Origin of the sequence: Pseudomonas nunensis (genome assembly GCF_024296925.1) — a bacterium.
GTDB lineage: Bacteria > Pseudomonadota > Gammaproteobacteria > Pseudomonadales > Pseudomonadaceae > Aquipseudomonas > Aquipseudomonas nunensis.
The window spans coordinates 1,719,873-1,746,490 of the sequence record NZ_CP101125.1; the positions used below are offsets into that span (position 1 = coordinate 1,719,873).

Here is a 26,618-nt window from a genome sequence, read left to right on the forward strand (position 1 = left end):
AAAAAAGGGTATACAAAAAAGGCAGATTTATTTTCGAGTGTAGAAAATAAATTTGCCCCGATTTTTATACGGTTTGACATCAAGTATATAAACAGGTCTTCTTCATCTCACGATGACTCCGACTCTTGCGTTTTTGTCTCGTTTAAATTTATGCTGAAATACTCCATGAAATCTTTCCCTTGAGAAAAGAATTTTTCGATTTTATCACTCTGATCTTTCAACTCCCTACTTGGTTTTGCCCATTGTTCGGGTGATAAAGGTTTAGACCACTCAGTAATAGAATTAGGTAGAGATTTCATGCTGTAACGATGGTCCCATTCCGCGACCCAATAAGGAAGTCTCCACCAAGTGATTATATGAGATAGATACCACAAGACAACACTTAGCACGGAGCGTTCGTTGTGTCTGTATTCCTCAAGCATGTTTGCTTGCTCTTTATCAAATGTATGACGGCCTTCGTAAGGTGCTTTGCCTGGGCAATATAACGGCCCCTTCTCCATGTAAAGACGGATTGCTTCCCACTTACCCAAGCCATGAATTGGGGTTGGTACTCCCTGGGTTACCATATGTACTGTATCGGCTTTTTGGTTGTCGAATGCCATGCCAAAGGTGTAAGTGCTAATTATTCCTACCCCAGTTACGCCAGTGCTGATAGAGAGCCAGGATACCAGTTCTTCCCAAGGTTGGATTACGGGCTCATCAGATCCATCTGCAAAAAAGCAGACCTCGCGGCGTTGCCGATGGAAGCGGATGGGGCGAGAGCGTGTTTTAGCGCGCGTGGTACTGATAACAACATAGAGCCCTAATAGGCCTGTTCCTGCCGCCGCCCAAGCGCCGATGGCTGCACCAGGAAAAAAAAACTCCATGAAAATTTGTGAAAATGTTCTGCCGTAGGGATCACCGAAACTCATCAGTCCGGCAATAAAGGGGCCCACCAACAAACTTACAATTAGTATAAGCATACCACTGGCGATCATAACTCTGGTTTGAAAAGCCTTGTTGAAATTGCTGCTACCTACATCGAGATACGTTTCATTGATATCCAGAAAACTTCCCCCCAAATCCATGGGGGTTTGGCCGGTAGGAACAGGCAACGGCGAAAAGAAAACTGCCTCACCAGTGTGAAAACGTCGAGATTCACCAGCGGTAGGGCGCTGGTGTTTTAGATTAAATTCATCGTTTTGTGTTGATTTGGATTGCATGAAGTTTAACCCTAAGTGGTGAGCTAGGCTGCTACAGGAAGTCGCTGTTAATCAGCAGCCATGGGGCATCGGTGTTACGCGATTTTAAAACAGAAACCGCTGGAAGCAGCTTGCCATTCTGTGGGTTCAACGTTGTCGTTTCGAAACGTTTTTCTCGAAAAGTCATATCGCCTGCAACGGGGTGATAGCGTACGACGATAGCCAAACCATGCTGCGCGTTAGCCTCGTGTTGGAATATATCCATACCCAGTTTAAGTGGCTCATCCGGAGCGCTAAGAAGATTGAGCTGATAAAGCAGTGGTTCGCTCCATGCTTCCCAGTCATTACGTTGATGGTTTGTCAACCAGTAAGCGCTCACGCCAAACTCTACATCATTTAGTTCACGAGCTGTTATTCCAGGTACTCGGAGGACGGCCATGGGTTGGTTGTTTATCGACTGCAAGGCTACCTGAGGTGCGGCAGTGATATCTGCAAGCAACAGACGTTCCTCGGCCATACTGCGGTTAGCACTCTGCTTGCCCCAAGGGCCTTTTTGCAGCCATGTATCAAGTTCGGTCTTGTTGTTACGGTTATACAAGAATTCCCCGCCTAATTGCAGGCCGGTGAGCACGAGGCCAATCAAATTCGCTTTGGCGGCGACACTCAGCAACTGGCTACCCGCTTTAACCCAGACTAATGCACGGGCTTCGTTGACGGTGGTAAACGCTTCATAAATAGATTTGCCACTTTGTGCAAAAGCCCATCCATTAAGCGCAAGCTGTCCCGAGTCGCCTGCTAATGTCATGCTGGCTCCAGCCATCTTGGCTCCATTACCTGAGCGTAGCGCTTCTGTCCATTTGGCTGCTGAACCTTTTTCGCCGTAAATGCTTGTTCCTGCTGCGACAGCACTGAATATATAAGCAAATGGGCTCAGTGCCCCGGTGATTTTTCCTAACTTGGCAGCTAATTTTATTTTGCCCGCTGCACTTGTGTAATTCTTGATAGCTACTGAGAGGCTTGTTATAGCAATACCTTGTGCTGCCGCTAAACCACCACCTATGGTAGAGAATAGGGCGTTAAAGAATGCAATGTTATCTGCGCTATCGCGCTCCGCTTTAGAGCGTAACTCTACATAAACTTGATAAAAGTTCACCGTCTGCATGATAAAAGCCGCAGAGGCAAACAAATCCCCTCCTACCGATTTGAACACGTCCCCGGACAAACCTTTGTACGGTCGCTTGAGCCGATAGTCCTCGGCCATTCTTTCAAATTCGATCAGTTGGGCGTTATTAAGCCCTTTAATTTTGAAGGCGGCTTTGCTGGGACCGTCCCCAATAGGGCTCATGGCCTGAGCTACACGCCCTTCGAGAGGCGCAATAGTTTGTTGTATGGATTTTCTGCGAGTAACCAGAGCTTTGTAACCACCTTTGGCGGCGAGGCCTTTACGTTCTTTGGAGATGGTTTGCTTTATTTGATTTTTGAGCGAGGACATTTGCTTGCGCAGATCCGTCAAACTAACAATATCAGCCTTAAACTTTTCGATTTGGCTGGCAGATGAAAACTCCAGCGTAATTCCTTTCTTGTTGAATGCCCTCAATACATTTATCCACGCTGAGCCAGGGATTTCCCGCAATACTTTCGCCGGATCTAACGGCTGACCACTACGCAAGGCCTGTAGTGCATTATCGAGAGCTCCCGCCAGGCGTAATTGTTTCGCAGGTTCGTATGCTGTATCACGTAACTGCCCGAGAACAATACTGTCGTCCTTAAGCTGCATAGCAGCAGCCAAATTTTGAGTCAACAGGTTACCAAATTTTCCGCTTAGCTCTTGTGTCCCTACATAATCCTTTTGGGCCATAGCGGAATCGCGCAATGATTTGACGAATGATGCAATCTTAGCGTGCATGTCTTTCTGGTCGGCTAGACTCAATGTGAAAAATGTAGGTACATTAAATCCGGGCTGTTTCTCAATTAGATCTGCGAGTTTTTCCGTGGCTAAATCGGTCCGGCAAATATCTCTTATGCATGCGTATTCGGTAGCCAGGGTTGTATTGAGTTGGTCTTCTATTTTTGGATCGAAATACCACGCCGAACGGTGGAAGCGCTCCTCACTCACTAGATTGGCTCGATCCTTGCTGATCAAATCCAGGCGTTTGTTCCAGCGACTTAATTGGGTTTTTTGTTGTTTGAGGAATGCTTCCATAGCCGGACGGTCAATCAGATCGCTGATGCCTTGCTGGCCCATCTTTGCCCCATCGAGAGCATCATCTGTATTGTCATCTATGGTTTCGATGAGTGTTTCATATTTTGAATAAAGCGACATTAGGCTTGTCCGCATTCGCGATTTCGCTGCTGCGATTGCACCGCGATGTGTACCTGCCCCTGAGTACTGAGTTTGATTTTTTACATTAACGTAGTCGACGATAGTTTGCCGCTGATCTTCGGTGGTCTCATCTTTGAGCTGAGTAAATCGCGGATCGCCTTGGGCCGCATTAAGAATCGTATCGCCAGTGACCGTATACAACGATTCGATATAGCAACCAAATACGTACTTTTTCTGATTGGCCTCAGCATCACTCCAGTCACTTATCCAACCCGTGACCAGATCTTGATGTTCTGCAAGATCGCGCAGCACGCCTAAATCATCCTGTATGACCAAATAGAGATGGTCACGTTCGTTGTCTGTTTTGACCTGCTTTTTTAGTGTGCCTAACTGAATTTTTTTGAACTGCGATGCCTGCTCCCAGAGGTAATCTTGACTTTCCTCAGGCTTGGCACCCGTGACTGCTGGATCTTTACTCGGTTGTTCGGCAACTTCCGCAATCCATTTTTCCGCTTGGCTCGGGGTCAGCAGATTAGCGGCACCTTTTTCGGGGTCCGCCTTGGTCAGGTCGACAGACTGCATGAAGTAGTCACGCTCAGACTTATGCTTGATGACCTGAGCACATTTAGCGGCGGTCCATTGCACTTCGGAATAGTTGACGTAGAGCTTGCTCAATCGCGGGAACACCAACACGGCTTCACCCACGTTGCTCTCACGTTTGTTGGCGGTAATTTCGCCTTTCTCCCACAGCAATTGGGTCACGATGCCATTCTGAATACGGTATTCGTGCATCACTGCTTGAGGCTTCTGGTCGACGATGACGTAGAGCCAGCCATCACGGATTAGGCGAATGCCAAGTGGACGTGAGCTAGTTTTGTACGGCATCGCCAGTGCGCTGGAAGGATCGAGTCGCTCGACCAAACCGTAGCGTAGAGGAACGAGCTGAATTTTGGCCTTCATCAGAGCGCAACCGCCCGTTGCGCATTTGCTGTCGTCTCGGCTTTTTGCGACGTTGTTCGGACTTTTGCTGGCCGATGCTGGCATGGTCATCCTTGGCTCCTACTGAGGGTTTCCACTCTTTCCTGGGCAATATCAGCGACCCGTTCGAGTCGCTGAGCGGGCGTTTGTTCCGATGGAGTTTTGAGTATTGCATCGAGGTCTGGATGTTCTTCCAGCGCTCTTTCACCGAGGAACCCGTGAATGTTGGCGTAGAGGGTGATGTCGAGTTCGGTATTGAAGCCTCGATCGTACGAGGTCGATGCCAATGCGTGCAGGTGTTCCCAGCGTTGCAGGGGCGTCGATTGCGCTAGATAGGACGGGAAGTATTCGTGCATGTGTTCGTCGAGTCGAAGAACTATGTTGCGGAAATTCACTTCATCCAGTTGGCTCAGTTGCTCGTCGCTCAAGCGGTAGAGTTTTTTGTGATTCGGTTCGGGGACTTTGGCGGGGCGCCGGTCTACATGCCAGCAGCCCAGTGCCGCATCGGCGGTGACGATCTGTACACAAGGCCCGAACAGAGTCGGGTCCTTGATGCTATCCGCGTGGGTGAGCAATGCATGAATCACGGCGGGGTCGGCTATGCGCAATAGAACTTCTTCGCCCTGCGGGTGGAGCACGCTGGTGAGCCAACGGAAGTGGGCGACCATGTGTTCCCATGGCTGCTCGCTGAATACGAGATGGCCCCATTCTTGACGGGACGCGTTCAGGAACTGCATCAGGATCGGATTGTTCTGTGTTTTTATCTGGACGAGGCATGGCGAAATATCACCCAACTCGGCCCAGCGCGTACCGAGGTAGAGCGGCTCGAATACCGGGTTATCAGACCATTGGTACAGATGCTGTGGAAGTTTCTCGACGCTGACACCATCCAGCAGCAAACCTACTGTGCCATTCCATGGGAGACCCTGGGGTAAGCCATTCTCTAGCGACCACTCAGGTTTAAGCATTTTGTGCCTCCAGTTTGGCTTTCTCACAGATCGCGCAAATCGGCTTCTTCTGCATCAACGCCTGCCTTTGCGCCGGCACCAACAATTCCCCAGCCTTGTCCGAATCCGCCTGCTTCAATGGCCCTGGCAGCAAAGGTGCTGCGCCTGTGCCATTCCCCGGGCTGCCGCCGGAGTTCATGTTGATCACTGGCCCACTCAAGGTCACGCCGCCGGCATCGATCTTGACGAAGCTACCCCCGCCAATCAGGGTCAATTCACTGCCCGCCTCCAGCACTACTTTCAGGCCGCTGCTCAAGTGGATTTCCTGTCCCGCCTCAATAAACTGCCCAGTACCAATCTTGATGTGCTGGTTAACCCCCACAGTCAAATGATCATTCGCCTGCGTCTCAACCTTCCGGTCCGCATAAACCGTGTGATGTTCCTCTGCCTTGAACTCTGTGTAGCTGTTTTGCTCAACAGTATCGTGCCGTTCATTCCCGACCCGAATCTTCTGGTCGTGCTCGACGTTTTCATCCCAATCCCGCTGGGCGTGCAGGAAGATTTGTTCCTGACCCTTCTTATCCTCGATGCGCAGTTCGTTGTATCCGCCGCCACCGGGGGAGCTCAGGGTCTTGAAAGTGCTGCGGGTTTTGTTCGCCGGCAGGTCGTAGGGGACGACGTTTTCCTTGTGGTACAGGCAGCCGCTGATCAGCGGTTGGTCGGGGTCGCCTTCAAGGAATGTCACCAGCACTTCCATGCCGATGCGCGGGATGGCGATGCCGCCGTAGTGTGCGCCGGCCCAGGCCGAGGAGACGCGTAGCCAGCAGCTGGTTTTGTCGTCGGCCTGGCCTTCGCGGTCCCAGTGGAATTGCACTTTGACGCGGCCGTATTGGTCGCAGTGGATTTCTTCACCTTTTGGCCCGGTGACCACGGTGCTTTGGCTGCCGAGGATTCGCGGCTTGGGGTGGTTCAGCGGTGGGCGGTTCGGTACGTCCCACGGCGTCGCCTGGAATCGGTTGCGATAGCCTTGATGGAAGTCGTCCTTCAACGCTGTGGTGTTGCTGGTGACCGACTCTTCCAGCACTTGCGGCTGTTTGCCTTCGTGGAGGACTTCAGTCAGTAGCCACAGGTCGTTCCACTTGGCTTTCGGGTGTTGGGTCAGGGCCAGGAAGTGGCCGCTGACGAGGATCGGCTGATCGCTGCGGCCTTCGGCGAGCTGGAAGTCGCTGCGGTGGCGTTCGAGGGCGCGTTTGGCCAGGTGCTTGCCGCGCTCTCGGTCGATGAAGCGACCTGGGTAGTCGTAATCTTCGAGGTCGGGGAGGGCGTCGCCACGGTTTTCGCTTTCCAGCGTCATGCGCGGTTTTTCGAAGTCGTAGTCGCGGCGGGTGGTGCGGCTGGTGCGGGTTTCCAGGCGCAGGTCGAAGCGCTTGATCACCGGGTCGGTGGCGACCATGCCGGAGTCTTGCTGGTAGGCCACGGGCGTGAGTTTCGGGAACACCGTCTGGTCATCGCCGAACACCAGTTTGTGAGCCGTGGCGCTGTGCTGGAAGTGGTAGTGAATACCTTCTTCCTCGCACAGGCGCTGGATGAACTGCAGGTCCGATTCATCGTATTGAACGCAGTAGATGCGCTCGGGATAAATCGCCCCGACTTTGAATTCGTAGGCGTTGCCTTGGATACCGTGCTCTTCGAGGACCATACCGACGATTTTCGGCACTGTAAGGTTCTGGAAGATGCGCTGGTTGATGCGGTGTGCGAGATAGGACAGTTGCGGGCGCAGGGTCACCGCGTAGCGGGTCAGGCGTTTGCCGGAATCACCCTGGGCGGCGCGATAGATCTGGCCGTGGATGCCGCTGCCGTCAGGCGAGAGCTGCAGGAAGGCCGGTTTGTGCAGCAGGGTTTCGAGGTCCAGAGACGGCTTCTCGCTGACCAGCTCTACCTCAAACACAAAAGGCTGGCTGATGGCTTCCCGACCTTGCAGGGCAAGCACCTGGAGGTCGTTATCCAGACCTTCGATGGTCAGGGCAAAGTGAGTCTGATTGGCCGGCGCGAACATCCCTTGTTCCTCGTGCAGTGCTGCGGCGTAAACCAATACCCGATCAAAGGATCAGCAGACGCGAAATTCTGGAAAGGCGTAAACAACATCGACCAGCAGAGCTGGCCGATGCGTGAAGCGGTCAGCCGCGATTAAGCGACTGGTTGACGCCAGTCATCGGAACCCGAAGTACCGGATACTTCGTGGGTCCAGGTGATTTTACGGTAGGTGAACTGCACTTCTTCCAGGTGGGTGAAGTGGGAGTTCGACGGGTCCTGGCAGTTGTGCATTTTGTTGTTGATGGCGACGATGATCGCGTCTTCCAGTTTGGTGGTGTAGTAGTGCTCTTGGGTCCCTTGGGCCGAAGTGCGGTACCACTGGATAACGATTTCGCTCATGCGCTCGCCGGAGGTCAGAGCTGCTTGCAGCAGTGGCGAAGCCTTGTCGTAGACCTTGGTGATCACAACTGGCTTGTGAACGCGCTGACCGGTCGGTTGGCCGGACTGTGGGTCACGCGGGATGATCACGTCGTGGCTGAAAGCCTGAACCATGACTTGGTCTTCGTGACCTTCTTGATAAGTGTTGCCAACCGAGTCGGCGGTGAATGCGCCGGCAGTGATCAGACCTTGTTTCTCGCCAGTTACGGACATGTACGCTGGAGTAGCCATGGATGTGCTCCTTGCTGAAAATTTAGGGTGCCCGGGAGGCGGTATCGCCCGGTGGGTGCATGACTGTTATCAAGGTCCGTGCCAGAAAAGGTGAGGGCCAGGTAAACCGGGGGGATGACGGAGGTTTTTCAAGCACTTGGATGAACATTGAGTGAAATCCCCTGACAAAGTGCGCAAGAAGTTGCGCAGTACTGCGCAACTTCTTGCGCACTCGGCTACAGCCCCCGGCAGGTCTGGCGCTTAGCGATATTGGAACGGTTTTTTGCGAAACAAGTGCGCAACTTCTTGCGCATCAAGGCCATGCGCCATCATTAGAGCCTGGCACCGATCTGCTCGACAAATTCTGCGATCGCGGTTTCGTTGCGTCGGTAATACGTCCAGGGTCCGATCCGTTGCGAGGTCACCAGGTTGGCCCGTTGCAGGGCGGTGAGGTACAGCGATACGGTGGACTGCGACAGGCCGACCTTTTCCTGAATGATGCTGACACACACGCCGATTTCCTCCGGGTCGCGTTCCTGGGTCGGGAAGTGCACGCGCGGCTCCTTCAACCACAGCATGATTTGCAGGCGCGTGGGGTTGGAAAGGGCTTTGATGATGTCGTTCAGATCAAGAGTCATGGTTGAGCCTGGGGGCCTGTGTGCTGCGTCGAAATAAGCCGAAACCCTGAGGCCGGCAGATCGGCGCCTTAGGTCAAGGGACCGATCTGCCGCGCAGTTTACAGACTCGGCTGGTAGCGCGGGTAATCGCTGTAACCGACGTCGGTTCCACCGTACAGGCTGGACGCATCGAGCTCATTGAGCGGCCACTGATTCAGCAGACGTGCCGGCAAGTCCGGGTTGGCGATAAACCAGCGGCCGAACCCGATCAAGTCGCCCCAATCGGCGTTCAGTACCTTGTCGGCGCGTTCGCTGGAGTACTTGCCGGCATACATCAGCAATCCGCTGAAGGCCTCACGCACAGCCTGGCGGAAGGTGATCGGCAGTTCCGGGGCGTTGTCCCAGTCGGCTTCTGCCAGGGACACGTAGGCAATGCCGATCTGTTCCATCAATCTGACGGCTTCCAGGTAAGTTTCGTGCGGATTCTCCTCCACCAATCCGAGGTATACCCGCGCTTCATCGGTGCTGGCGAACAACGGAGCAAATCGCACACCGACCCGATCCTTGCCGACCACTGCGGCCACGGCTTCCGTGATCTCGCGCAGAAAGCGCAGGCGATTGTTCAACGAGCCGCCATATTCGTCAGTGCGCTGGTTGCTGTGGGCGGAGATGAACTGGTTGACCAGATAACCGTTGGCGCAATGCAATTCGACGCCATCGAACCCGGCCTCCACGGCGTTGCGTGCCGCTTGAGCGTAAAGCTGCACGAGTTCCTTGACCTGCCCGGTGCTCAGCGCCTGAGGCATGGACGGCTCGGCCAGGGCGCCGGTGCCCGGGCCGGTTTCGATAAACACACTCACCGCCGTCGCCGGGATCGCAGAAGGCGCGACCGGTGCTGCGCCACCCGGCTGCAGCGAGGTGTGGGAGACCCGACCGACATGCCACAGCTGGGCAAAAATCGGCTTGCCTTCAAGGTGCACGGCAGTCGTCACGTGCTTCCAGCCGTCGATCTGTTCCTGGGTGTGAATCCCCGGCGTCCAGGCATAGCCTTGGCCGCGCGGCTCGATCTGAATCCCTTCGGTGATCAGCAAACCGGCACTGCTGCGTTGACGGTAATACTCGGCCATCAGGGCATTGGGGATGTTGCCGGGCTGAGTGCTGCGTGAGCGGGTCAACGGCGGCAGCACCAGGCGATTTTGCAGGGTGAACGGGCCTAGGCGGATAGGCGTGAATAGCGTGGAACCGGTCATCGGTAAGTCCTGTAAAACGGAATGAGTGCGTTCGTGCGCCGTCAGCCGTGGCTGAACCGGGTGCGCTGTGAACGCCTTTATAGAAGTATCACGATATTGCGATATTTCAATATATAAATTTAAACTGCCTCCGTATCATCCGGCCTCACCGCCCATAGATGAGTGAAACGATCCGAGCAACCGGGTGGTCAATCACTCTGTACCCAAGCGCCGTCGAGCGTCCGACTATTCCTGGAATCAAGTGAGAACGACATGAAAATCCTGATGGTTCTAACGTCCCACGATCAATTGGGAAACACCGGTAAGAAAACCGGCTTCTGGCTCGAAGAATTCGCCGCACCGTATTACACGTTCAAGGATGCCGGCGCTCAGCTGACCCTCGCGTCCCCCAAGGGTGGCCAGCCACCGCTGGACCCGAAAAGCGACGAGCCGGACGCGCAAACCGCCGCTACCGACCGCTTCCGCAAAGACTCGGCGGCGCAATCGGCATTGTCGTCCACGGTAGTGTTGAGCAGCGTGAAGGCTGAGGATTTTGACGCTGTGTTCTACCCCGGCGGCCATGGCCCGCTCTGGGACCTGGCGGAAGACAAGCATTCCATCGCGTTGATCGAGGCGCTGTACAAGGCCGGCAAACCGGTCGCAACGGTCTGTCATGCACCGGGTGTGTTGCGTCATGTGAAAGATGCGCAAGGTCAGCCGTTGGTCAAAGGAAAACGTGTGACCGGATTCAGCAACAGCGAAGAAGAGGCGGTGCAGTTGACAGATGTGGTGCCGTTTTTGGTCGAGGACGTGTTGAAGGCCAACGGCGGGATTTATTCGAAGGGCGAGGATTGGGCGAGCTATGTGACGACAGATGGGTTGTTGTTGAGTGGGCAGAATCCGGCGTCATCCGAAGCTACAGCTGAGGCGTTGTTGGCGAAGTTGTCGTAATCGCTTTTCTGTGGCGAGGGGGCTTGCCCCCGTTCGGCTGCGAAGCAGTCGCAATTCAGGCAATTAGGTTTGTCTGGAAGGACGCTGGGGCCGCTTCGCGACCTAACGGGGGCAAGCCCCCTCGCCACAATAATCAGTGTCCACAAGATCAGGCCAGATTCAATAATCCCAATGCCTTGCCGCACTCATCAATCGAGCGCTGCTGCGTCTCGGCATACAACCGCAACTCATCAATCGTCCTGCGCCCCAGCGCTTGCTCGAACGCCTGCTGGTTTGAATGCACGCCGTAATGGGTTTGCGCCGCATCCCCCAGGTTTGACTGGAAAATCCCTGCCGCGCTGACCGGCAAGAAGTCTTCATACACCAAGGGCTCAACCCGCACATAGCCGCTGCTGAGCAAATCGTCGAGCGTCATGCCGTCCAACCCATCAGCCGCCAAGCCTTTTTCCGTGACGAAGTAGCGAAAGTACGCCAGTTCCTGTCGGCGCATGCCTTCAAGCGTGTCAGGGAATTCGCCAAAGTGTTGCGCCATCAACTCGTTGTAACGCGCAGCGTTGGCTTCGTTCGGGAAATCCTTGAGTTCATCCCGAGCGGCATTCAGCAGGCGATCGTAAAGCGCTCGACCTTTAGGCGTAAGCGCCGCACCGCGTTGTTCGATTTCGCCGAAGCGGGCGCTGTGGCTGCCGCGTGTCTGGTCTTGATCGGTGAAAGCAATCGGCTCGTCCAGCGCTTTGAAACTGGTCTGGCGCAGCAGGATCGGGCACTGACGGCGCGGTGGGCCTTCGATCACGGCTTTGGGGGTGATGCCGTGGGCCGGCATTTGCGCCTGGACGATATCGATGTCCAGGGTGCGCGGGGTCAGGTGATTGATGTGCGGGCCTTTGAACGCCACGACGTCGGCGATCAGTCGATGCTGTGCGCTGAGTTGCTGGTATTGCGCGGCGGTGACGGTGGCGCTGTGGTGCCAGCGGAAGGTTTCCAGCGCCTGCTCGACGAATTCCCAGGCTTGTTTTTCCGTCAGCCCACCCTGGGCTTCGGCGTGTTCGATCAGCGCCAACGCCTCGGGGGTGAAGATCGAACGTTTATCCAGCACCGATTGAGCGAAGGCGCGCAACTCCAGGTCTTCGATCAGCTCCAGGCGCAGCAAAGAGGTGAACACCCGGAACGGGCTGACCTGCAACGCCGCTTCGTGCACCGCGCGAAACGCCGTGGAATGCACTGGCACGCCGGCCGGGGTCAGGTCGTAATAACCCACCGGTTGCATGCCCATCACCGCGAACAGCCGGGCAAGGGTCGCCAGTTCTGCGGCGGTGCCCACGCGAATCGCACCGTGGCGTTCCAGGTCCAGGCGCTGGATTTCGCCGGTGCTTTCGAGCTGCCGGGCGATCTGCGGATCGCTGGCCAGCACGTGGCGGTTGGTTTGCTCCACCAGTTCCATCAGCGCGCCATACAGCGGCACTTCTTCGCGGTACATGTCGGACATCGCTTTGGAGAAGCGTTGGCGGATCAGGTCGGGGCTGACGAAGCTCGGGTGGCTCATGAAAAAAATTCCTGGCGCGGTGACAGAGAGGATGGGGGGAAAAGATCGCAGCCTTCAGCGGCGGCGACAAACGAAGATTCCTACGAACTTCATTCTCCCAGCGACTGGTCCACCAGTTCGATCCAGTGCCGCACCTGAGTTCGCCCGGCGCTGGCGAGGTGACTCTGGCAGCCAATGTTCGCGGTGACGATCAACTCGGGTTGGCCGCTTTCCAGGGCGTTGAGCTTGTTGTCCCGCAGTTGCCGCGCCAGTTCCGGTTGGGTCAGGGAATACGTGCCGGCCGAACCGCAACATAAATGACTGTCGGGAACCGCCGTCAGGTTGAAACCCAATCGGGTGAGCACAGCCTCCACCGCACCGCCGAGTTTCTGCGCGTGCTGCAACGTGCAGGGGCAGTGGAAGGCAATCTTGCGATCCGTCGCGGCGCACACCCGTTCCAGTGGCTCATCAGCCAGCACTTGCACCAGATCCAGCGCCAGTGCGCTGACCCGCTGAGCTTTGGCCGCGTACAGCGGATCGCCCTCCAGCAAATGCGCGTAATCCTTGATGAACGCGCCGCAACCGCTGGCCGTCTGGACGATGGCTTCGGCGCCGTTTTCCAGGTGCGGCCACCAGGCGTCGATATTCTGCCGGGCGCGCTCCAGCCCTTTGGCCTGGGCGTCGAGGTGATAATCCAGCGCACCGCAACAACCGGCCTGCGGCGCCGCGATCACGCTGATCCCCAATCGATCCAGCACCCGCGCCGTGGCGGCATTGGTGTTGGGCGACAAACCGGGTTGCACGCAGCCTTCGAGCATCAACACCCGACGTGCATGTCGAGGGGCAGGGCGCTCGCCGGGATCAGGCAAATCATGGGGCAACTTCGCTACGACACTGCGCGGCAACAGCGGACGGAACGTCGCACCGATCCGCAGCAGCGACTTGAACAGATTCGGGTTCGGCGCCAAGGCGCGCAACCCCTCGCGCAACAAGCGTTGCCCCGCCGGGCGCGGCACCGCTTGATCGACCACCGCGCGACCAATGTCGAACAGGTTGTGATAATCGACCCCGGACGGGCAGGTGGTTTCGCAGTTGCGGCACGACAGGCAACGGTCCAGATGCAGTTGGGTTTTCGCTGTGGCCGGCGCGCCTTCCAGCACCTGTTTGATCAGATAGATGCGCCCGCGCGGGCCGTCCAGCTCATCCCCCAGCAACTGATAGGTCGGGCAGGTGGCGTTGCAGAATCCGCAGTGCACGCAGGTGCGCAGGATCTTTTCCGCTTCCTCGGCCCGAGGCAGTTTGCGTGATTGTTCACTGAGGGTGGTTTGCATGCTAGAACTCCGCGTACATCCGGCCGGGGTTGAACAGCCCTTGCGGGTCGAGTTGCGCCTTGAGTTGCTGGTGATAGCGCAGCAGCGCCGGGGCCAGTGGCTGGAACGGTGTCTCGCTGGCGCCGTGGCTGAAACAGGTGGCATGGCCGCCCAATTCATGGGCTATCGACTGGATGTTTGTGGCCTCGGATTTCAGCCAGCGTTGCGCGCCGGCCCAGTCGATCAACTGCTCGCCGGGTAACGCCAAAGGCCCGAGATTGTTCGGCAGCGACAGTCGCCACAACGGCAAACCTTCATCGAAAAAAACCAGTCGCTGCTCGTTCAACGAAGTCCAATATCCGGAATCCAGTGGCTCGCCGCCCAGCCGTTGATGGGCCGCCGTCACCGAGCCTTCGCCACCCTCCAGCCGCAGATACAAACGCTGACCGTCGTGACTCGCAGCGCTGATCGGCAGCGGCTGCTGGCCCCATTCGGCGAGTTTGCTTAACGCCCGAGCGCTGTCGATTTCCAGGCTGATGCTCAGACATTGCCGGGGTTTTGGCAGCACTTTCAGCGAGACTTCCGTCAGCACGCCGAGGCAACCATAACTGCCCACCAGCAGGCGCGACAGGTCATACCCGGCGACGTTTTTCATCACTTCGCCGCCGAACCGCAGGTGTTTGCCCAGGCCAGTGATCACTCGCGTGCCCAGGACAAAATCCCGCACTGAGCCCGACCATGGGCGTCGTGGCCCGGACAATCCCGCCGCGATCATCCCGCCGACGGTGGCGCCTTCGCCGAAGGACGGCGGTTCGCAGGGCAACATTTGCCCCTTGGCGTCGAGCGCGGCCAAGAGTTCGCTCAGTGGCGTGCCGGCACGGACGCTGACCACCAGTTCCGTCGGGTCATAGCTGACGATGCCGCGATGGGCGCGGGTGTCGAGCACTTCCCCGGCCACGTCGCGACCGAGAAACGCCTTGCTGTTGCTGCCCTGGATCCGCAGCGGCGTGGCGTTCTCCCGGGCCTGGTTGACCTGCTCCAGCAACGCGGCGCTGGCATCGAATTCCAGCATCAGAAGCGCTCCAGTTCTGGAAACGGCAATTGCCCAGCGTGGATGTGCATCGCGCCGAATTCCGCGCAGCGGTGCAGGGTCGGGATGTTTTTGCCGGGGTTGAGCAGGCCTTGTGGATCGAACGCGGCTTTGACCGCATGAAAAAGGGTCAACTCGTCGCTGTTGAACTGCGCGCACATCTGATTGATTTTCTCCCGGCCGACACCGTGCTCGCCGGTGATGCTGCCGCCGACCTTCACGCACAGTTCCAGGATCTGCCCGCCCAAGGCTTCGGCCCGGGCCAGTTCACCGGGTTGATTGGCGTCGAACAGAATCAGCGGATGCATGTTGCCGTCACCGGCATGGAACACGTTGGCCACTCGCAAGCCATGTTCGGCGCCGAGGCGGGCGATGCCTTGCAGCACGCCGGGCAATTCGCGGCGCGGGATGGTGCCGTCCATGCAGTAGTAATCCGGCGACAGGCGCCCGATGGCCGGGAAGGCATTTTTGCGCCCGGCCCAAAAGCGCACGCGTTCGGCCTCGTCCTGGGCCTGGCGCACTTCGCTGGCGCCGGCCTGTTGCATCACTTCGCGCACGCGTTGGCAGTCGTCGTGGACATCGGCTTCGACGCCGTCCAGTTCGCACAGCAGGATTGCCTCGGCGTCCACCGGGTAGCCGGCGTGGATGAAGTCTTCGGCGGCGCGGATGGCGAGGTTGTCCATCATTTCCAAACCACCGGGGATGATCCCGGCGGCGATGATATCGGCCACGGCGCGGCCGGCCTTTTCCACCGAATCGAAACTGGCCAGCAAGACCTTGGCGACTTGCGGTTTGGGCAGCAACTTGACCGTGACTTCGGTGATGATTCCGAGCAAACCTTCGGAACCAGTGAACAGTGCGAGCAGGTCGAAACCCGGTGAATCCAAGGCTTCGGAGCCCAGAGTCAGGCGTTCACCTTCGACCGTGAGAACTTCCAGTTTCAGCAGGTTGTGCACGGTCAGGCCGTATTTGAGGCAATGCACGCCGCCGGCATTTTCCGCGACGTTGCCGCCGATGGAGCAGGCGATTTGCGAGGACGGGTCCGGCGCGTAATACAGGCCGAATGGCGCCGCCGCTTGCGAGATCGCCAGGTTACGCACGCCGGGCTGGACCCGCGCGGTGCGGGCGGCGGGGTCGATGTGCAGGATGTTGTTGAAACGCGCCATCACCAGCAACACGCCCTTTTCCAGCGGCAAGGCCCCGCCGGACAATCCGGTCCCGGCCCCGCGCGCCACCACCGGCACTTGTTGCGCGTGGCAGATCTCCAGCAGTTTTTGCACCTGTTCCAGCCGCCGGGGCAGGGCCACCAGCATCGGCGTGGTGCGGTAGGCCGAGAGGCCGTCGCATTCGTAGGGCTTGAGTTCTTCTTCGCGCCAGAGCAAGTCCAGGTCGGGGATTTGCTGGTGCAGGCGGTTGAGCAGGGCGGCTTTGTCCACATTGGGCAAAGCACCGTCGATGCGTTCGTCGTACAGAATGTTCATCAATCCTGTCCCTTATCTCACTATCACCCTTGTAGCAGCTGCCGAAGGCTGCGTTCGGCTTGTAGCAGCTGTCGAGCTTGCGAGGCTGCGTTCGGCTGCGAAGCAGTCGTGAAACCTGATCACACAGTCATCCTGAAACACCGCACAGGCTGATTTCACGACTGCTGCGCAGCCGAACGCAGCCTTCGGCAGCTGCTACAGGTTCACGTGCGCGGTTTCCTCAGAAACTCCCGATACAAACGTGCCGTCCCTGCCGGTTCCTCGACCATCGGCAGATGGCCAATCCCTTCCCAGATGTCCACCCGCAAGTTATCGATGCCTTTGCTCCACACCGCGACGCTGCTGACATCGATCATCCGATCCTTGCGCCCCCACAACAGCAGTGCCGGGCATTTGATGTCGGGGAGTTTCGGCTCCATCGGCGGGCTGGCGCGGAATTCCCTGAAGATTTCCGCAAACGCATCGCGGCTCTGTTCGTAACGCTGGGCGATGGCGGCCATCACCACGCCCGGCACCCACGGCGGGTTGGCCATGGACATGGCGTAGAAGTACTCGAACTCTTCCCTTGAGTGGATCAAGAACGGGTTGTGCCCCTTGGCCAACTGGCGGTCCATGTCGCTGATTTCCGGGGAGGTGACGCCCGCCGGGTCGAGCAGCGCCACCGAGGCCACGCGCTCTGGATACGTGGCGGCCAGCCATGCGGCAACGTAGCCGCCCATGGAGCTGCCGATCACGTGCACTTTCTCGACACCGCACACGTCCAGCAACTGGATCATCCGCTTGGCTTGCAGGCCGATGTCGTAGCCGCCTCCGGCCTTGAAGCCGGTTTCACCATGGCCGGCGAGGTCGGGGATGATCACCCGGTGGTCGCCGACAAAGTGCCGGGCAAAGCGCAGCCAGAGGTTCTTGTCGGCGGTAAAACCGTGCAGCATCAATATGCTGCTGGAAGCTTCGTACGGGCCACCTTGCCAAGTCGAAACGGTCATTTCGCTGATCGGCACGACGATCTTGTGCAGCCGATACAGCTTGGCTTCCAGGGCCATGCTCAAGTCATATATCCAATGACCGACGGCCGGGTAACTGAGCCAGCTCCAGGCGGCGAAAACCGCGATTGCTACTACCAACAAAAGCATCAGGCGTCTTCCTTATTACATGATCAGGACAGTATGTGGTCGGCGGGTTTAAGCGTTCGGGTCAAGCGGTGATAGCTGAAACTGAACCCCGGAAACATGGCGATCACATGACCGCTCTTGCTTTGATACCAACTGTGGCATCCCCCGGACTTCCACACCGTGCGCTCCATTTCCCGGTGGATCATTTCAGTGTAGGTACGTTCTGCTTCGGGGCGTACTTCAATGCTGCGCAAGCCCTGTTCTTTTAGTGTGCGAATGCAACCGAGGATGTAATTCATCTGGGATTCGATGATGAACAGCGCCGAGGTGTGGCCGATGCCGGTGTTGGGGCCGGTGACGATAAACAGGTTGGGAAAGTCCGGCAGGCTGGTGCCCAGATAGGCCCGTGGATATTCGGCCCAGACGTCTTTCAGGCGCTTGTCGTGTTTGCCGGTGACCGGGTAGGAAATTACCCCGTCGGTGGCGTCGTAACCGGTGGACCAGACGATCAGATCGACGTCGATATGCTGGCCGTCGAGGGTGTTGATGCCGGTATCGTCGAGGGAAGCGATGCCTTGTTCGCGGCTGTGCAGCGTGACATTCGGCCGGCCCAGCGCCGGGTAAAGCGTGCTGGAAACCACCACGCGTTTGCAGCCGATGGTGAAGTCCGGTGTCAATTTGCGCCGCAATTCGGGGTCGGGCACCTGGCGTTTGAGGAAGCGCAGGGCTTGTTGCTGGACCAGGTGAATCGCCGGTTTCGAATATTTGAACGCGATGACCCGGGTTTCGAACAGCCAGTAGATCGTCCAGCGCAGCAGCTTGTAGGCCGGTTTGAGCCCGAGTAACCAGCGCTGGAAACGGCCGAAGGTGCGGTCGGCGCGGGGCAGCACCCAGTGGGCGCTGCGTTGAAATACATGCAGGTGCTCGACGTCCGGCGCAATCGCCGGGATCACCTGCGCCGCACTCGCGCCGCTGCCGATAACGGCGACGCGTTTACCGGTGTAGTCGTAGGAATGATCCCAGTTGTTGGTATGAAAGGTTTTGCCCTGGAAGCGATCCTGGCCGTCGAAGCGTGGGACAACCGGTTGGCTGAGCGGGCCTGTGGCGTTGATCAGGAACTGCGCATAGAACGTGCCCTTGCTGTCGGTGTGCACCGCCCAGCGTTTGTTGGCGTCATCCCATTCGATGCCTTCGACATTGGTTTCCAGCTGCACCTTGTCGCGCAAGCCAAAGTGCTCCACTACATATTGGGTGTAGCGATGCAGTTCGGCCTGTTCGGCGAACATCTGCGTCCACTGGTAGGGCGCGAAGGACAGCGAATACAGCGGCGAGGGCACATCGACGGCTGCACCGGGGTAGGTGTTCTGGCACCAGGTGCCACCGAAAAAGTCCCGCCGCTCCAGCAGGCGAAAATCACTGATGCCTGCCTTGAGCAAATTGATCGCCGCACACTGACCGCCAAAACCGCTGCCGATGATCAACACTTGAAAGGTTTGCATGGGCCTCCTTTTTATCGGTGTTTATCGAACCCTCTCATCATGTATAGCCAAAGTGCACGGGCGCCGCTTCCGCTTTTGCTTTTGTAGGAGCATGGCTTGCCCGCGAAGAACGATGACGCGGTGCATCAGGTTGAACGCGTCATCGTTCTTCGCGAGCAAGCTTTGCTCCTACAGGTGAATGCGGATGACGCGGTGTTTCAGGTATACCGCGTTATCGTTCTTCGCGGGCGAGCCTCGTTCCTACAGACGTCCCGGTATTCACCGCCAGCCGGTGATGGCTATTCGCCGTTGCCCTGATAGACTCCGTTCACACCCGCAACCCCCGGTGTGATCAGATTTCGGTCAGCGGTAGAGGCCTCTATGGCAAAAACGGGAGGAAAGGGACTTTCACTGGCCAGGAGGCTATACACGTCGCGAACCCTGGGGCTGGCCCTGGGATTGATGTGCGTGAGTGCGGCGATGTACCCGCTCAATCCGGCACCCTGGGTCTGGGGGCTGATGCTATTCAATGCCCTAGTCTGGCCGCATCTGGCCTACCAATGGGCCCGCCGCGCGACACTTCCTTATCACGCCGAACACCGAAACCTGTTGGTGGACGCCTTTCTCGGCGGCTTCTGGGTCGTGGCCATGCAGTTCAATCCATTGCCCAGCGCCACCACCATTTCCATGATGGCGATGAACAACGTGGCCATCGGCGGCTTGCGTTTTCTGCTGGCCGGCACCGTGGCGCAAATCCTTGGGGTGGGCGTCGGCCTGCTGGTTTTCAGCCCCGCGTTTATTCCGCACACCAGTCCGTTGCAGCTCTACGCTTGCTTGCCCTTGTTGTGCCTGTATCCGCTGGCGCTGGGGTGGATCTGCTTTCGCCAGGCCATTACCCTCGGCCGGCAAAAACGTGAACTGCTGGCCCTGAGCCGCACCGACAGCCTTACCGGCCTGCTGAACCACGGCGCCTGGAAGGATCAACTGGAAGTCGAATTCCAGCGCTGTCAGAGGCAAAACCGGGGAGGGGCGATTGCACTGATCGACATCGACCACTTCAAAAGTATCAACGACACCTATGGCCACGTCGCCGGGGACATCGTCCTGCGTCAGCTGAGCAAAATGCTCAAGCAAAACCTGCGCGCGGCGGATGTCGCCGGGCGCTACGGCGGCGATGAGTTCTGCGTAATCCTCCCGGACCTGCCCCTCAACAGCGCCGCCGCCGCGATGGACGCCTTGCGCGATCGCTTCGCCACCCTCGGCTACGAGCAAAACCCGGCGCTGAAAGTCAGCTTGAGCATTGGTTTGGCGGCGTTTGACCCGGCGCACACTGATGCGACGTTGTGGTTGAACGATGCGGATCAAGCGCTCTACGAAGCCAAGACTACCGGCAGAAATCGTGTCATTTGCTGCAGCGACGGCAAGCCACGGCATGAGTTGCTGGACTCGGTCTAAGCGTCTAAACCCCTCCCCGTAGCAGCTGTCGAGCAACGCGAGGCTGCGTTCGGCGGCGAAGCCGTCGTGAAATCAGGCAACGCGTTGCATCAGGTGGACCGCGTGCGCAGGGTTTGCGACGGCTTCGCCGCCGAACGCAGCCTCGCGTTGCTCGACAGCTGCTACGGGGGGATTTTGGCTTGTAAAACGAACGGTCGGTGTCGCATCCGGTATAGAGCCTCGCGCCACACTCAGGTAGGGTTCAGGTACCCCCCGACAAGAAACAAGGATCGATTCATGACGTTCAAGCTCACCAGCCTCGCCCTGACCCTCGCCCTCGGCGCTTTCGTCCCATCAGCCTTCGCCGAACCCCACAAACAAGTCCTCGCCGATTCCGAACAGTACAAGGCAGAAGCCCTGAAGCTGCTGGAAAAACTGGTCAACATCGACTCCGGTTCCGGCTATGAACCGGGCCTGACCCAAGTCCGCGACATCGCCGTCGACGAGTTGAAAAAACTCGGCTTCAGCATCGAATTGGTGCCCAACACCCCGGACAAAAGCAGCCACGTGATCGCCACGCTCAAGGGCACCGGCAAGGCAAAAATCCTGCTGATGGCGCACATGGACACCGTATTCAAGGAAGGCTCGGCCACTGAGCGTCCATTCCACATCAAGGACGGTCGCGCCTATGGGCCGGGCGTGATGGATGACAAGGGCGGCATCGTCGCCGGGATCTACGCGCTGAAAGTCCTGAAAAACCTCGACTTCAAGGACTACGCCCAAATCACCTTCCTGCTGGACGCCAGTGAGGAAAGCGGCTCGGACGTCGCCACCGACCTGATCAAGAAAACCGCCAAGGCCCACGACGTGACGCTCAACCTAGAACCGGGTCGTCCGGCGGATGGCCTGGTGGTGTGGCGCAAAGGCAGCGCCACCGCCGTGGTCGAGGTGAAGGGCAAAGCAGCCCACGCTGGTGTCGCGCCGGAACTGGGCCGTAACGCGGCAATGGAAGCCGCGCACCAGATCCTGCAACTGGGCAAACTCGGTGACGAAGCGAAAAAGACCACCATCAACTTCACCGTGCTCAAGGCCGGCGACCGCACCAACGTGATCCCGGACCAGGCCACCGCCAAGGCCGACGTGCGCGCGGCGGTGCCGGAAGAATTCGACCGGATCGAGAAAGACCTGGCGCGGGTATCCAAGGACAAACTGATCCCGGACACCGAAGTCACCACCACCCTGCAGCGCGGCTTGCCACCGATGCCACAAACTCCGGAATCCGACCGCTTAATGGCCATGGCTCAGGGGATTTATGGCGAAATTGGCCGCAAGTTGACCGAAGAGGGCAGCGGCGGCGCAGCAGACGCGAGCCTCTCTGCGGGTGTGGGCACGCCGACGCTGGATGGCTTCGGGATTGTCGGCGGCAATATTCATACGCCGGAGGAATACGCCGAGGTCGAGAGCGTGTCGCCGCGGATTTATCTGCTGTCGCGGATGATTATGGAGTTGGCCACTAAGAATTAGTTAGAGACGTAGGTTTTTTGTGATTTGCGCAAGTATTTTTTTACTTGCGTTAAATCATAATCACAAGATATAGCCTGCGCTTTACTTGGTTTGGTTTTTTTGATGGGTGATTTAGTTAGGGTTTTTAGCTAGGAAAATGGATATATTCTCAGTAAGACTCTTTATTCCCAACTCTGTTTCTCTACAAAGGTATTCGAATATTTCAAAGTCGGTGATCAGGCGTTTCTTCATTATCTCCGCATAAAATATCTTGTCTGGCTTTTTAATATTCATCTTTTCTATATATAAAAAATCAGGCAAGAATTTTGCGAGCATGTGATCTGAATAGATTCTTTTTTCTACGCTTTCGAAGGGTAGAAAATGCGTGCCTGGGCAATTTTTGTTATGTTTGAAAATTTCTTGATCGCCATCTAAAATTGATATTACATTGTCCGATTGTGAGAGAAATTCTTCTTTTCTGTTTAGTTTTAGGAGGGTTGTGACATTTGAACCTCCTCCTATAGAAATTATTTTGTAACGATAGAAATTACTAGGGCAATACTTGGTGATAATGAATTTAATAAATTTTTTAAGCATTTCATCTTCGGTGAGAATGTATTTGTCCCATCCGGTGAATCCAAACATTATGCTTTTTATGTAGTTGTAAGATGCGGGGATGATGTTTGCCTTTCCCTCCGTGTTGGTCATGTAGAATAACTCTGAGTCTTCAAGGGTTCTCATGATTGCAAGGGAGTGAGTCGTAAAAAGGATGTTTACACTATACATATCGCAAAATATACGCAGTCTTCTGATCAAATGGGCTTGCGCAGCTGCATCTAGCGATATGTCGATTTCATCAATAACAATCAGCTTGCATCGACTTGTTATTTTTCTGTATAGGCTAATTAAGAAAAATTCGCCGGGGCTAAGGTGGTCTTCCCGTACGTATCTGTCATCTTCAAGAGGTATGCAGTAGTATTTTGTATTTTTTACTTTTATTTCAACAAGGTCTTCGAATTTCTGACTGGTGTAGATGTCATTAAGGAATTCGATTAGTTCTTCGGGGCGGCTGTACTGACCAAGAATAACAGCTGTTCTTATATCCTTATCTGCAGAGCTGATGCTTTGGAAGTGATTGAATCGCTGTCCGAACGGGATTGGGAGTTCGACGTCTATGGTTTGTTTTGCTATATCCGGGATGACGGATTTACAGTTGAGGCTCTTTATCGATGTGTCGTAACTAAACACGAATTCATCGGTTCCAAGTTTGTAAATGACTTCACTTTCTTCTTTGAAAATGCCGGAAGAAGTGGTTTTGAAGAATGTGTCTGCCGAACGAAAATTAAGAATTGATTTGATAAGAGTTGTTTTGCCTACACCATTCTTACCGACAAGGCAGATAAGCATGTTTTGCTTTAAGTCTAAACTGAACACCATATGTTTGACATGTTGTATGTTCTTTAACTCGACTGACAGCTGCATCATAGCTTGTCCGATTTGTGTAGAAACATATCCACAATTGTGGCGCCATATTTTTTTCTTAATTTATCAAGATAGCTTGGATCGATAGTGTTGTAGTAATTTAGCTGCCCTGACATCTTTTCTATGGCACTGTCCAAATCCGGTCCGGAAATTTCGTTGAATTTTTCTTTATTAGTTAAGTAAAAGTGTAATTTTACTTCAGTGTCTTTTTTGAATTTTATATCTACAGATACTTTTCCATTGGGTAGTATTACCATCCCCAATAGCTTAATTTTGTTTCCTGTTTGAGTGTGTTTGCTTTTTTTTGTATTAATCGAAAGCTTGTTGTTAGTGTGCTTGGATAAAAGGCGCTCGACATATATTTCTGCTTCGAGTATCGGTGCTTTTTCTAACGATGAAATAATTATGTCGTCGGAATATCTAGAGAGAATAAGTTTGTTCTCAATGCAGTACTTTTGCAGTTCGTTGTCAAAATTGAAAAGGCACGCGTTGCTTAGAAGTGGGGATGTGGAGAAGCCGACAGGTACGGAATTGTTAATTGTTAGGATTTTGACTATGTTGGTAATGTGGCTTTGAATGTCTGATATAGGACAGGTTTCGATGCTGTTAAGTATTGTTGATGTGACTAAGTCGGCATCGATGCTGTTGAAGAAATTTGTGATATCTGTTTGAAAAAAATATTTACTGCTAGTGTGTTTCGATACTGCATCTACAGCGTTGACACCCTTTCTGTATGAGAAGACAACTTCATTGTTTGTATGTAGATATTCTAATAAGAAAAGACTAAGGAAGGAATGAAAGGTTTTAAGTCTTTTATTTGGTATGTAGATTTCTCTGTCATTATATATTTTTTTTTCATAAAGATCGCTAACATCTCCAGTATCAAGTTCGGGGAATTCAAACTTTCCTTGATGCATCGCGGCTAATAGTTCTTTTAGTGGTCTTTTGTTCATTTTTTAAGCTCAAGCCAATATCGCGACAGAGACACGAATTGGACAAAATATGCCGGAAAGTAAGGCGTGACACAATACTTTCTACGAAAGCAGAAATATCCATTTTCGATGTAGTCCAAGTGTTGGGTAATGAGTTGGTACGTAGGAAATATCTGAGAACCTGCTTCGTACACTTCGGCCAAATAGCGTAGGTTCTCAAGTCAAAAAACGGTCGGAAAAGTAATTTCTTGTCTCAGAAAGAGGCATACGACGCAAGATTTGATTGAGGTCGAAGCTGGGGGGGGGGAACGAGGGAGAAGAGAAATCGATCAAGAGTATTTACTATTTATGTGCCTCTTTAGCCATTCGCTAGAGAGGCACACAAATGTAAAGCGGAGACTAGATACCTGTAGAGGCCAGATCTGATGACTGGAGATGCTCCTAGTCACTGGCATGGGATGACTCTAAATCAAGCACCCATGGAAAACAAGGCTCCGGGTAGAGTCGGTGAACAGACGGTCGGGGATCGGCTTCGTTTCCGCATAGGTCCTAGGACAGATCTTCAACTACGCACAACTTTCCAAGACCTTTCCTACAACGTACCCTATTGCCGCGTTTTGGCATCGACCCCTATAGTCTCGGCTCGCGGAAAACACCGCGAACGACCTTGGCCGGTCGGACATCCAAAACGCATCAGCGTCATTGTTCAGGCATTTTCATGTCTGGATGTCGTGTTATGGCAGCTGTGCGCGGGACACCCTCGGGTGTGCCGGATTGATGGGTGCCGGTCGGCCAACCCGTACACAGCTGCCACCTTTTTCGCTTGGCCGCGGACGAGAGGAAGCTCTATTTGGAGTTTTACCCATGTTCGAAGTAATGCCCCGTTATCTCCCCATCGACACCCACGACGCCGAATCCCCGGTGCTCTTCATAAACACTCAAAAAGAACTCAGCGACATGGCCGCCTGTGCCATGCACCGTTTCACCGTGGTTCGCGACTTGATGGACACCTTGTCCAGCCTCAACCTCAAGGACACTTCCGATTGCGACCTGAGCCGTATCACCGAGGCAGTGCATTTGCTGACGCGTGAAGGCTGCGCTGTGCTGAATGTGATCCAGAAGCGGGCGTTGCAGCGGGAGGAGGGGTATAAGGCCACGGTTTAGCGGTTTAGCGGCTGACGTCATCGCGAGCAAGCTCGCTCCCACAATGGATTTTTGTTGAACACACATCTTGTGATCAACGCCGAACCCTTGTGGGAGCGAGCTTGCTCGCGATGGCGTCCTGCCGGCTCACGCCATCACTCCTTGACGCGCATAAACTCTTCCGCCCAACGAATGTAATCCTCAGGCTGCGTGTAGGTATGCGTCAGTTCGGTCGCGCTCAGGTCCGAGGCTTGGGTGAAGATCTGACGTTGTTCGCGCAAGCTGTCGTACGTGGCTTTGATCGCCGCGAAGTATGCGCCATGCCCGTCGATGGTCACGCGAACACCCAGTTCTGCCAGGCGTTTGTCGTCGCGCAGGGCCGGGTTGCCGTAGGTGACCAGCATCAGCGGCACGCTCAGGTGTTCGGCGATTTTTTCCAGTTGGTCGAAGTCCTGCACGCCGACCATGCAGATCCCGTCGGCCCCAGCGTTCTGGTATTGCTGGGTGCGGCTGATGATTTCCTGGATTGGCAGGATCCCCGCGTTGGTGCGGGCGATGATTGCCATTTCACTGTCGACCCGGGCTTCCAGCGCTGCGCGAATCTTGCCGACGCCTTCGGCCACGCCGATCAGGTCGGTGGACTTGCGGCCGAATTGGGCCGGCAGCAAGGTGTCTTCGATGGTCAGCGCGGCGATGCCGGCGCGTTCGAGTTCTACGATGGTGCGCATCACGTTCAGCGCGTTGCCGTAGCCGTGGTCGGCGTCGGCGATCACCGGCAATTGGGCCACGCGGCCGATGCGGGTGGCCTGTTCGGCGAATTCGCTGAGGGTGATCAACGCGAAGTCTGGCGCGCCCAACACCTGCAACGAGGCGACCGATCCGCCGAGAATGCCGACTTCAAAACCCAGGTCAGCGGCGATGCGCGCCGACATCGGGTCGAACACGGAAGCGGTGTGATAGCACGTGTCGGAAGCCAGCAATTGGCGAAAGTTACGGCGCAAATCTTGATGGGAAAGCCTGGACATATGAGTTCCACCACTGCATTGGAATGGAAGGGCTTGAGCAAAAGTGTCAACGCCGAAGGAACAAAAGGCTATCACGCGCGCGGGGTCAATAGGATGACGAATTTGTCGGAGAAGGAAGCAGGGTCAAAAGTTTGCGGCCGTTGGCATTCGGAAACCGTTCACCTTGTAGCAGCTGCCGAAGGCTGCGTTCGAGTGCGGAGC

At 55.7% G+C, this 26,618-nt stretch carries 20 protein-coding genes; 4 read left to right on the forward strand and 16 right to left on the reverse strand.

Annotated features, from left to right (window positions below):
• Nucleotides 1-107: 107 nt before the first annotated feature.
• From NK667_RS07675 to NK667_RS07705, 7 genes are all read right to left on the reverse strand, one after another.
• Entirely contained in the window at nt 108-1,202 is a 1,095-nt protein-coding gene (locus NK667_RS07675; protein ID WP_330220012.1) for a hypothetical protein, read from the reverse strand.
• 31 nt (nt 1,203-1,233) lie between these two features.
• Nucleotides 1,234-4,554, reverse strand: a complete 3,321-nt coding sequence (locus tag NK667_RS07680; protein WP_054614252.1) for a toxin VasX — start codon at nt 4,552-4,554, stop codon at nt 1,234-1,236.
• On the reverse strand, nt 4,551-5,450 hold the full coding sequence (locus NK667_RS07685; protein ID WP_054614253.1) for a DUF4123 domain-containing protein: 900 nt from the start codon (nt 5,448-5,450) through the stop codon (nt 4,551-4,553). The genes NK667_RS07680 and NK667_RS07685 overlap by 4 nt, the downstream gene beginning before the upstream one ends.
• Nucleotides 5,443-7,485: a type VI secretion system Vgr family protein gene (locus tag NK667_RS07690; protein ID WP_054614254.1), complete on the reverse strand. Its 2,043-nt coding sequence runs from the start codon at nt 7,483-7,485 to the stop codon at nt 5,443-5,445. Before NK667_RS07690 ends, NK667_RS07685 begins: the two co-directional genes overlap by 8 nt.
• Before the next feature lie 131 nt (nt 7,486-7,616).
• Entirely contained in the window at nt 7,617-8,132 is a 516-nt protein-coding gene (locus NK667_RS07695) for an Hcp family type VI secretion system effector (protein WP_054051032.1), read from the reverse strand.
• Nucleotides 8,133-8,443: 311 nt separating this feature from the next.
• Nucleotides 8,444-8,749 carry an ArsR/SmtB family transcription factor gene (locus NK667_RS07700; RefSeq protein WP_054051034.1) on the reverse strand — a complete coding sequence of 102 codons (306 nt, stop codon included), beginning with the start codon at nt 8,747-8,749 and terminating at the stop codon, nt 8,444-8,446.
• A 98-nt stretch (nt 8,750-8,847) separates the two neighbouring features.
• Nucleotides 8,848-9,978, reverse strand: coding sequence for an alkene reductase (locus NK667_RS07705; protein ID WP_054614255.1), 1,131 nt, complete (start codon nt 9,976-9,978; stop codon nt 8,848-8,850).
• Between the two features lie 252 nt (nt 9,979-10,230).
• On the opposite strand from NK667_RS07705, the gene NK667_RS07710 reads away from it, so the two are divergent.
• A complete protein-coding gene (locus NK667_RS07710; protein WP_054051038.1) occupies nt 10,231-10,908 on the forward strand; it encodes a type 1 glutamine amidotransferase domain-containing protein in 678 nt (225 codons plus the stop codon).
• Nucleotides 10,909-11,056: 148 nt separating this feature from the next.
• Here the strand turns inward: NK667_RS07710 and hglS are convergent, their stop codons facing one another.
• The 6 genes from hglS to NK667_RS07740 form a co-directional block, all read right to left on the reverse strand.
• A complete protein-coding gene (gene hglS / locus NK667_RS07715; protein ID WP_054614256.1) occupies nt 11,057-12,448 on the reverse strand; it encodes a 2-oxoadipate dioxygenase/decarboxylase HglS in 1,392 nt (463 codons plus the stop codon).
• 89 nt (nt 12,449-12,537) lie between these two features.
• The gene (gene glcF / locus NK667_RS07720) at nt 12,538-13,758 is read right to left on the reverse strand and encodes a glycolate oxidase subunit GlcF (RefSeq protein ID WP_054614257.1); all 1,221 of its coding nucleotides are present in this window, start codon (nt 13,756-13,758) and stop codon (nt 12,538-12,540) included.
• 1 nt (nt 13,759) lies between these two features.
• Nucleotides 13,760-14,809, reverse strand: coding sequence for a glycolate oxidase subunit GlcE (gene glcE / locus NK667_RS07725; protein WP_054614258.1), 1,050 nt, complete (start codon nt 14,807-14,809; stop codon nt 13,760-13,762).
• Complete coding sequence (gene glcD / locus NK667_RS07730) at nt 14,809-16,308, reverse strand: glycolate oxidase subunit GlcD (RefSeq protein ID WP_054614259.1); 1,500 nt, start codon at nt 16,306-16,308, stop codon at nt 14,809-14,811. Before glcD ends, glcE begins: the two co-directional genes overlap by 1 nt.
• Nucleotides 16,309-16,511: 203 nt before the next feature.
• Entirely contained in the window at nt 16,512-17,441 is a 930-nt protein-coding gene (locus tag NK667_RS07735) for an alpha/beta fold hydrolase (RefSeq protein WP_054614260.1), read from the reverse strand.
• Nucleotides 17,442-17,464: 23 nt separating this feature from the next.
• Nucleotides 17,465-18,919, reverse strand: a complete 1,455-nt coding sequence (locus NK667_RS07740; protein ID WP_054614261.1) for a flavin-containing monooxygenase — start codon at nt 18,917-18,919, stop codon at nt 17,465-17,467.
• A gap of 360 nt (nt 18,920-19,279) precedes the next feature.
• On the opposite strand from NK667_RS07740, the gene NK667_RS07745 reads away from it, so the two are divergent.
• Nucleotides 19,280-20,353, forward strand: a complete 1,074-nt coding sequence (locus tag NK667_RS07745) for a diguanylate cyclase (protein WP_054614262.1) — start codon at nt 19,280-19,282, stop codon at nt 20,351-20,353.
• Nucleotides 20,354-20,629: 276 nt separating this feature from the next.
• Nucleotides 20,630-21,856, forward strand: coding sequence for a M20/M25/M40 family metallo-hydrolase (locus tag NK667_RS07750; RefSeq protein ID WP_054614263.1), 1,227 nt, complete (start codon nt 20,630-20,632; stop codon nt 21,854-21,856).
• Between the two features lie 111 nt (nt 21,857-21,967).
• On the opposite strand, the gene NK667_RS07755 is transcribed toward NK667_RS07750, so the two are convergent.
• Both NK667_RS07755 and NK667_RS07760 read right to left on the reverse strand, forming a co-directional pair.
• Nucleotides 21,968-23,320, reverse strand: coding sequence for an AAA family ATPase (locus tag NK667_RS07755; RefSeq protein ID WP_236708566.1), 1,353 nt, complete (start codon nt 23,318-23,320; stop codon nt 21,968-21,970).
• Nucleotides 23,317-24,270 (reverse strand): reverse transcriptase domain-containing protein, encoded by a 954-nt coding sequence (locus NK667_RS07760; protein WP_054614264.1) that lies wholly within the window; start codon nt 24,268-24,270, stop codon nt 23,317-23,319. Before NK667_RS07760 ends, NK667_RS07755 begins: the two co-directional genes overlap by 4 nt.
• Before the next feature lie 843 nt (nt 24,271-25,113).
• Between NK667_RS07760 and NK667_RS07765 the strand changes: the two genes are divergently transcribed.
• Entirely contained in the window at nt 25,114-25,413 is a 300-nt protein-coding gene (locus NK667_RS07765) for a hypothetical protein (RefSeq protein WP_054614265.1), read from the forward strand.
• Between the two features lie 134 nt (nt 25,414-25,547).
• On the opposite strand, the gene NK667_RS07770 is transcribed toward NK667_RS07765, so the two are convergent.
• The gene (locus NK667_RS07770) at nt 25,548-26,417 is read right to left on the reverse strand and encodes an isocitrate lyase/PEP mutase family protein (protein ID WP_054051056.1); all 870 of its coding nucleotides are present in this window, start codon (nt 26,415-26,417) and stop codon (nt 25,548-25,550) included.
• Nucleotides 26,418-26,618 lie beyond the last annotated feature (201 nt).

Coding starts and splice junctions, on each gene's coding strand:
- NK667_RS07675 (WP_330220012.1), bottom strand. CDS start 1,202: ATGCAATCCAAATCAACACAAAACGATGAATTTAATCTAAAACACCAG.
- NK667_RS07680 (WP_054614252.1), bottom strand. CDS start 4,554: ATGACCATGCCAGCATCGGCCAGCAAAAGTCCGAACAACGTCGCAAAA.
- NK667_RS07685 (WP_054614253.1), bottom strand. CDS start 5,450: ATGCTTAAACCTGAGTGGTCGCTAGAGAATGGCTTACCCCAGGGTCTC.
- NK667_RS07690 (WP_054614254.1), bottom strand. CDS start 7,485: ATGTTCGCGCCGGCCAATCAGACTCACTTTGCCCTGACCATCGAAGGT.
- NK667_RS07695 (WP_054051032.1), bottom strand. CDS start 8,132: ATGGCTACTCCAGCGTACATGTCCGTAACTGGCGAGAAACAAGGTCTG.
- NK667_RS07700 (WP_054051034.1), bottom strand. CDS start 8,749: ATGACTCTTGATCTGAACGACATCATCAAAGCCCTTTCCAACCCCACG.
- NK667_RS07705 (WP_054614255.1), bottom strand. CDS start 9,978: ATGACCGGTTCCACGCTATTCACGCCTATCCGCCTAGGCCCGTTCACC.
- NK667_RS07710 (WP_054051038.1), top strand. CDS start 10,231: ATGAAAATCCTGATGGTTCTAACGTCCCACGATCAATTGGGAAACACC.
- hglS (WP_054614256.1), bottom strand. CDS start 12,448: ATGAGCCACCCGAGCTTCGTCAGCCCCGACCTGATCCGCCAACGCTTC.
- glcF (WP_054614257.1), bottom strand. CDS start 13,758: ATGCAAACCACCCTCAGTGAACAATCACGCAAACTGCCTCGGGCCGAG.
- glcE (WP_054614258.1), bottom strand. CDS start 14,809: ATGCTGGAATTCGATGCCAGCGCCGCGTTGCTGGAGCAGGTCAACCAG.
- glcD (WP_054614259.1), bottom strand. CDS start 16,308: ATGAACATTCTGTACGACGAACGCATCGACGGTGCTTTGCCCAATGTG.
- NK667_RS07735 (WP_054614260.1), bottom strand. CDS start 17,441: ATGCTTTTGTTGGTAGTAGCAATCGCGGTTTTCGCCGCCTGGAGCTGG.
- NK667_RS07740 (WP_054614261.1), bottom strand. CDS start 18,919: ATGCAAACCTTTCAAGTGTTGATCATCGGCAGCGGTTTTGGCGGTCAG.
- NK667_RS07745 (WP_054614262.1), top strand. CDS start 19,280: ATGGCAAAAACGGGAGGAAAGGGACTTTCACTGGCCAGGAGGCTATAC.
- NK667_RS07750 (WP_054614263.1), top strand. CDS start 20,630: ATGACGTTCAAGCTCACCAGCCTCGCCCTGACCCTCGCCCTCGGCGCT.
- NK667_RS07755 (WP_236708566.1), bottom strand. CDS start 23,320: ATGATGCAGCTGTCAGTCGAGTTAAAGAACATACAACATGTCAAACAT.
- NK667_RS07760 (WP_054614264.1), bottom strand. CDS start 24,270: ATGAACAAAAGACCACTAAAAGAACTATTAGCCGCGATGCATCAAGGA.
- NK667_RS07765 (WP_054614265.1), top strand. CDS start 25,114: ATGTTCGAAGTAATGCCCCGTTATCTCCCCATCGACACCCACGACGCC.
- NK667_RS07770 (WP_054051056.1), bottom strand. CDS start 26,417: ATGTCCAGGCTTTCCCATCAAGATTTGCGCCGTAACTTTCGCCAATTG.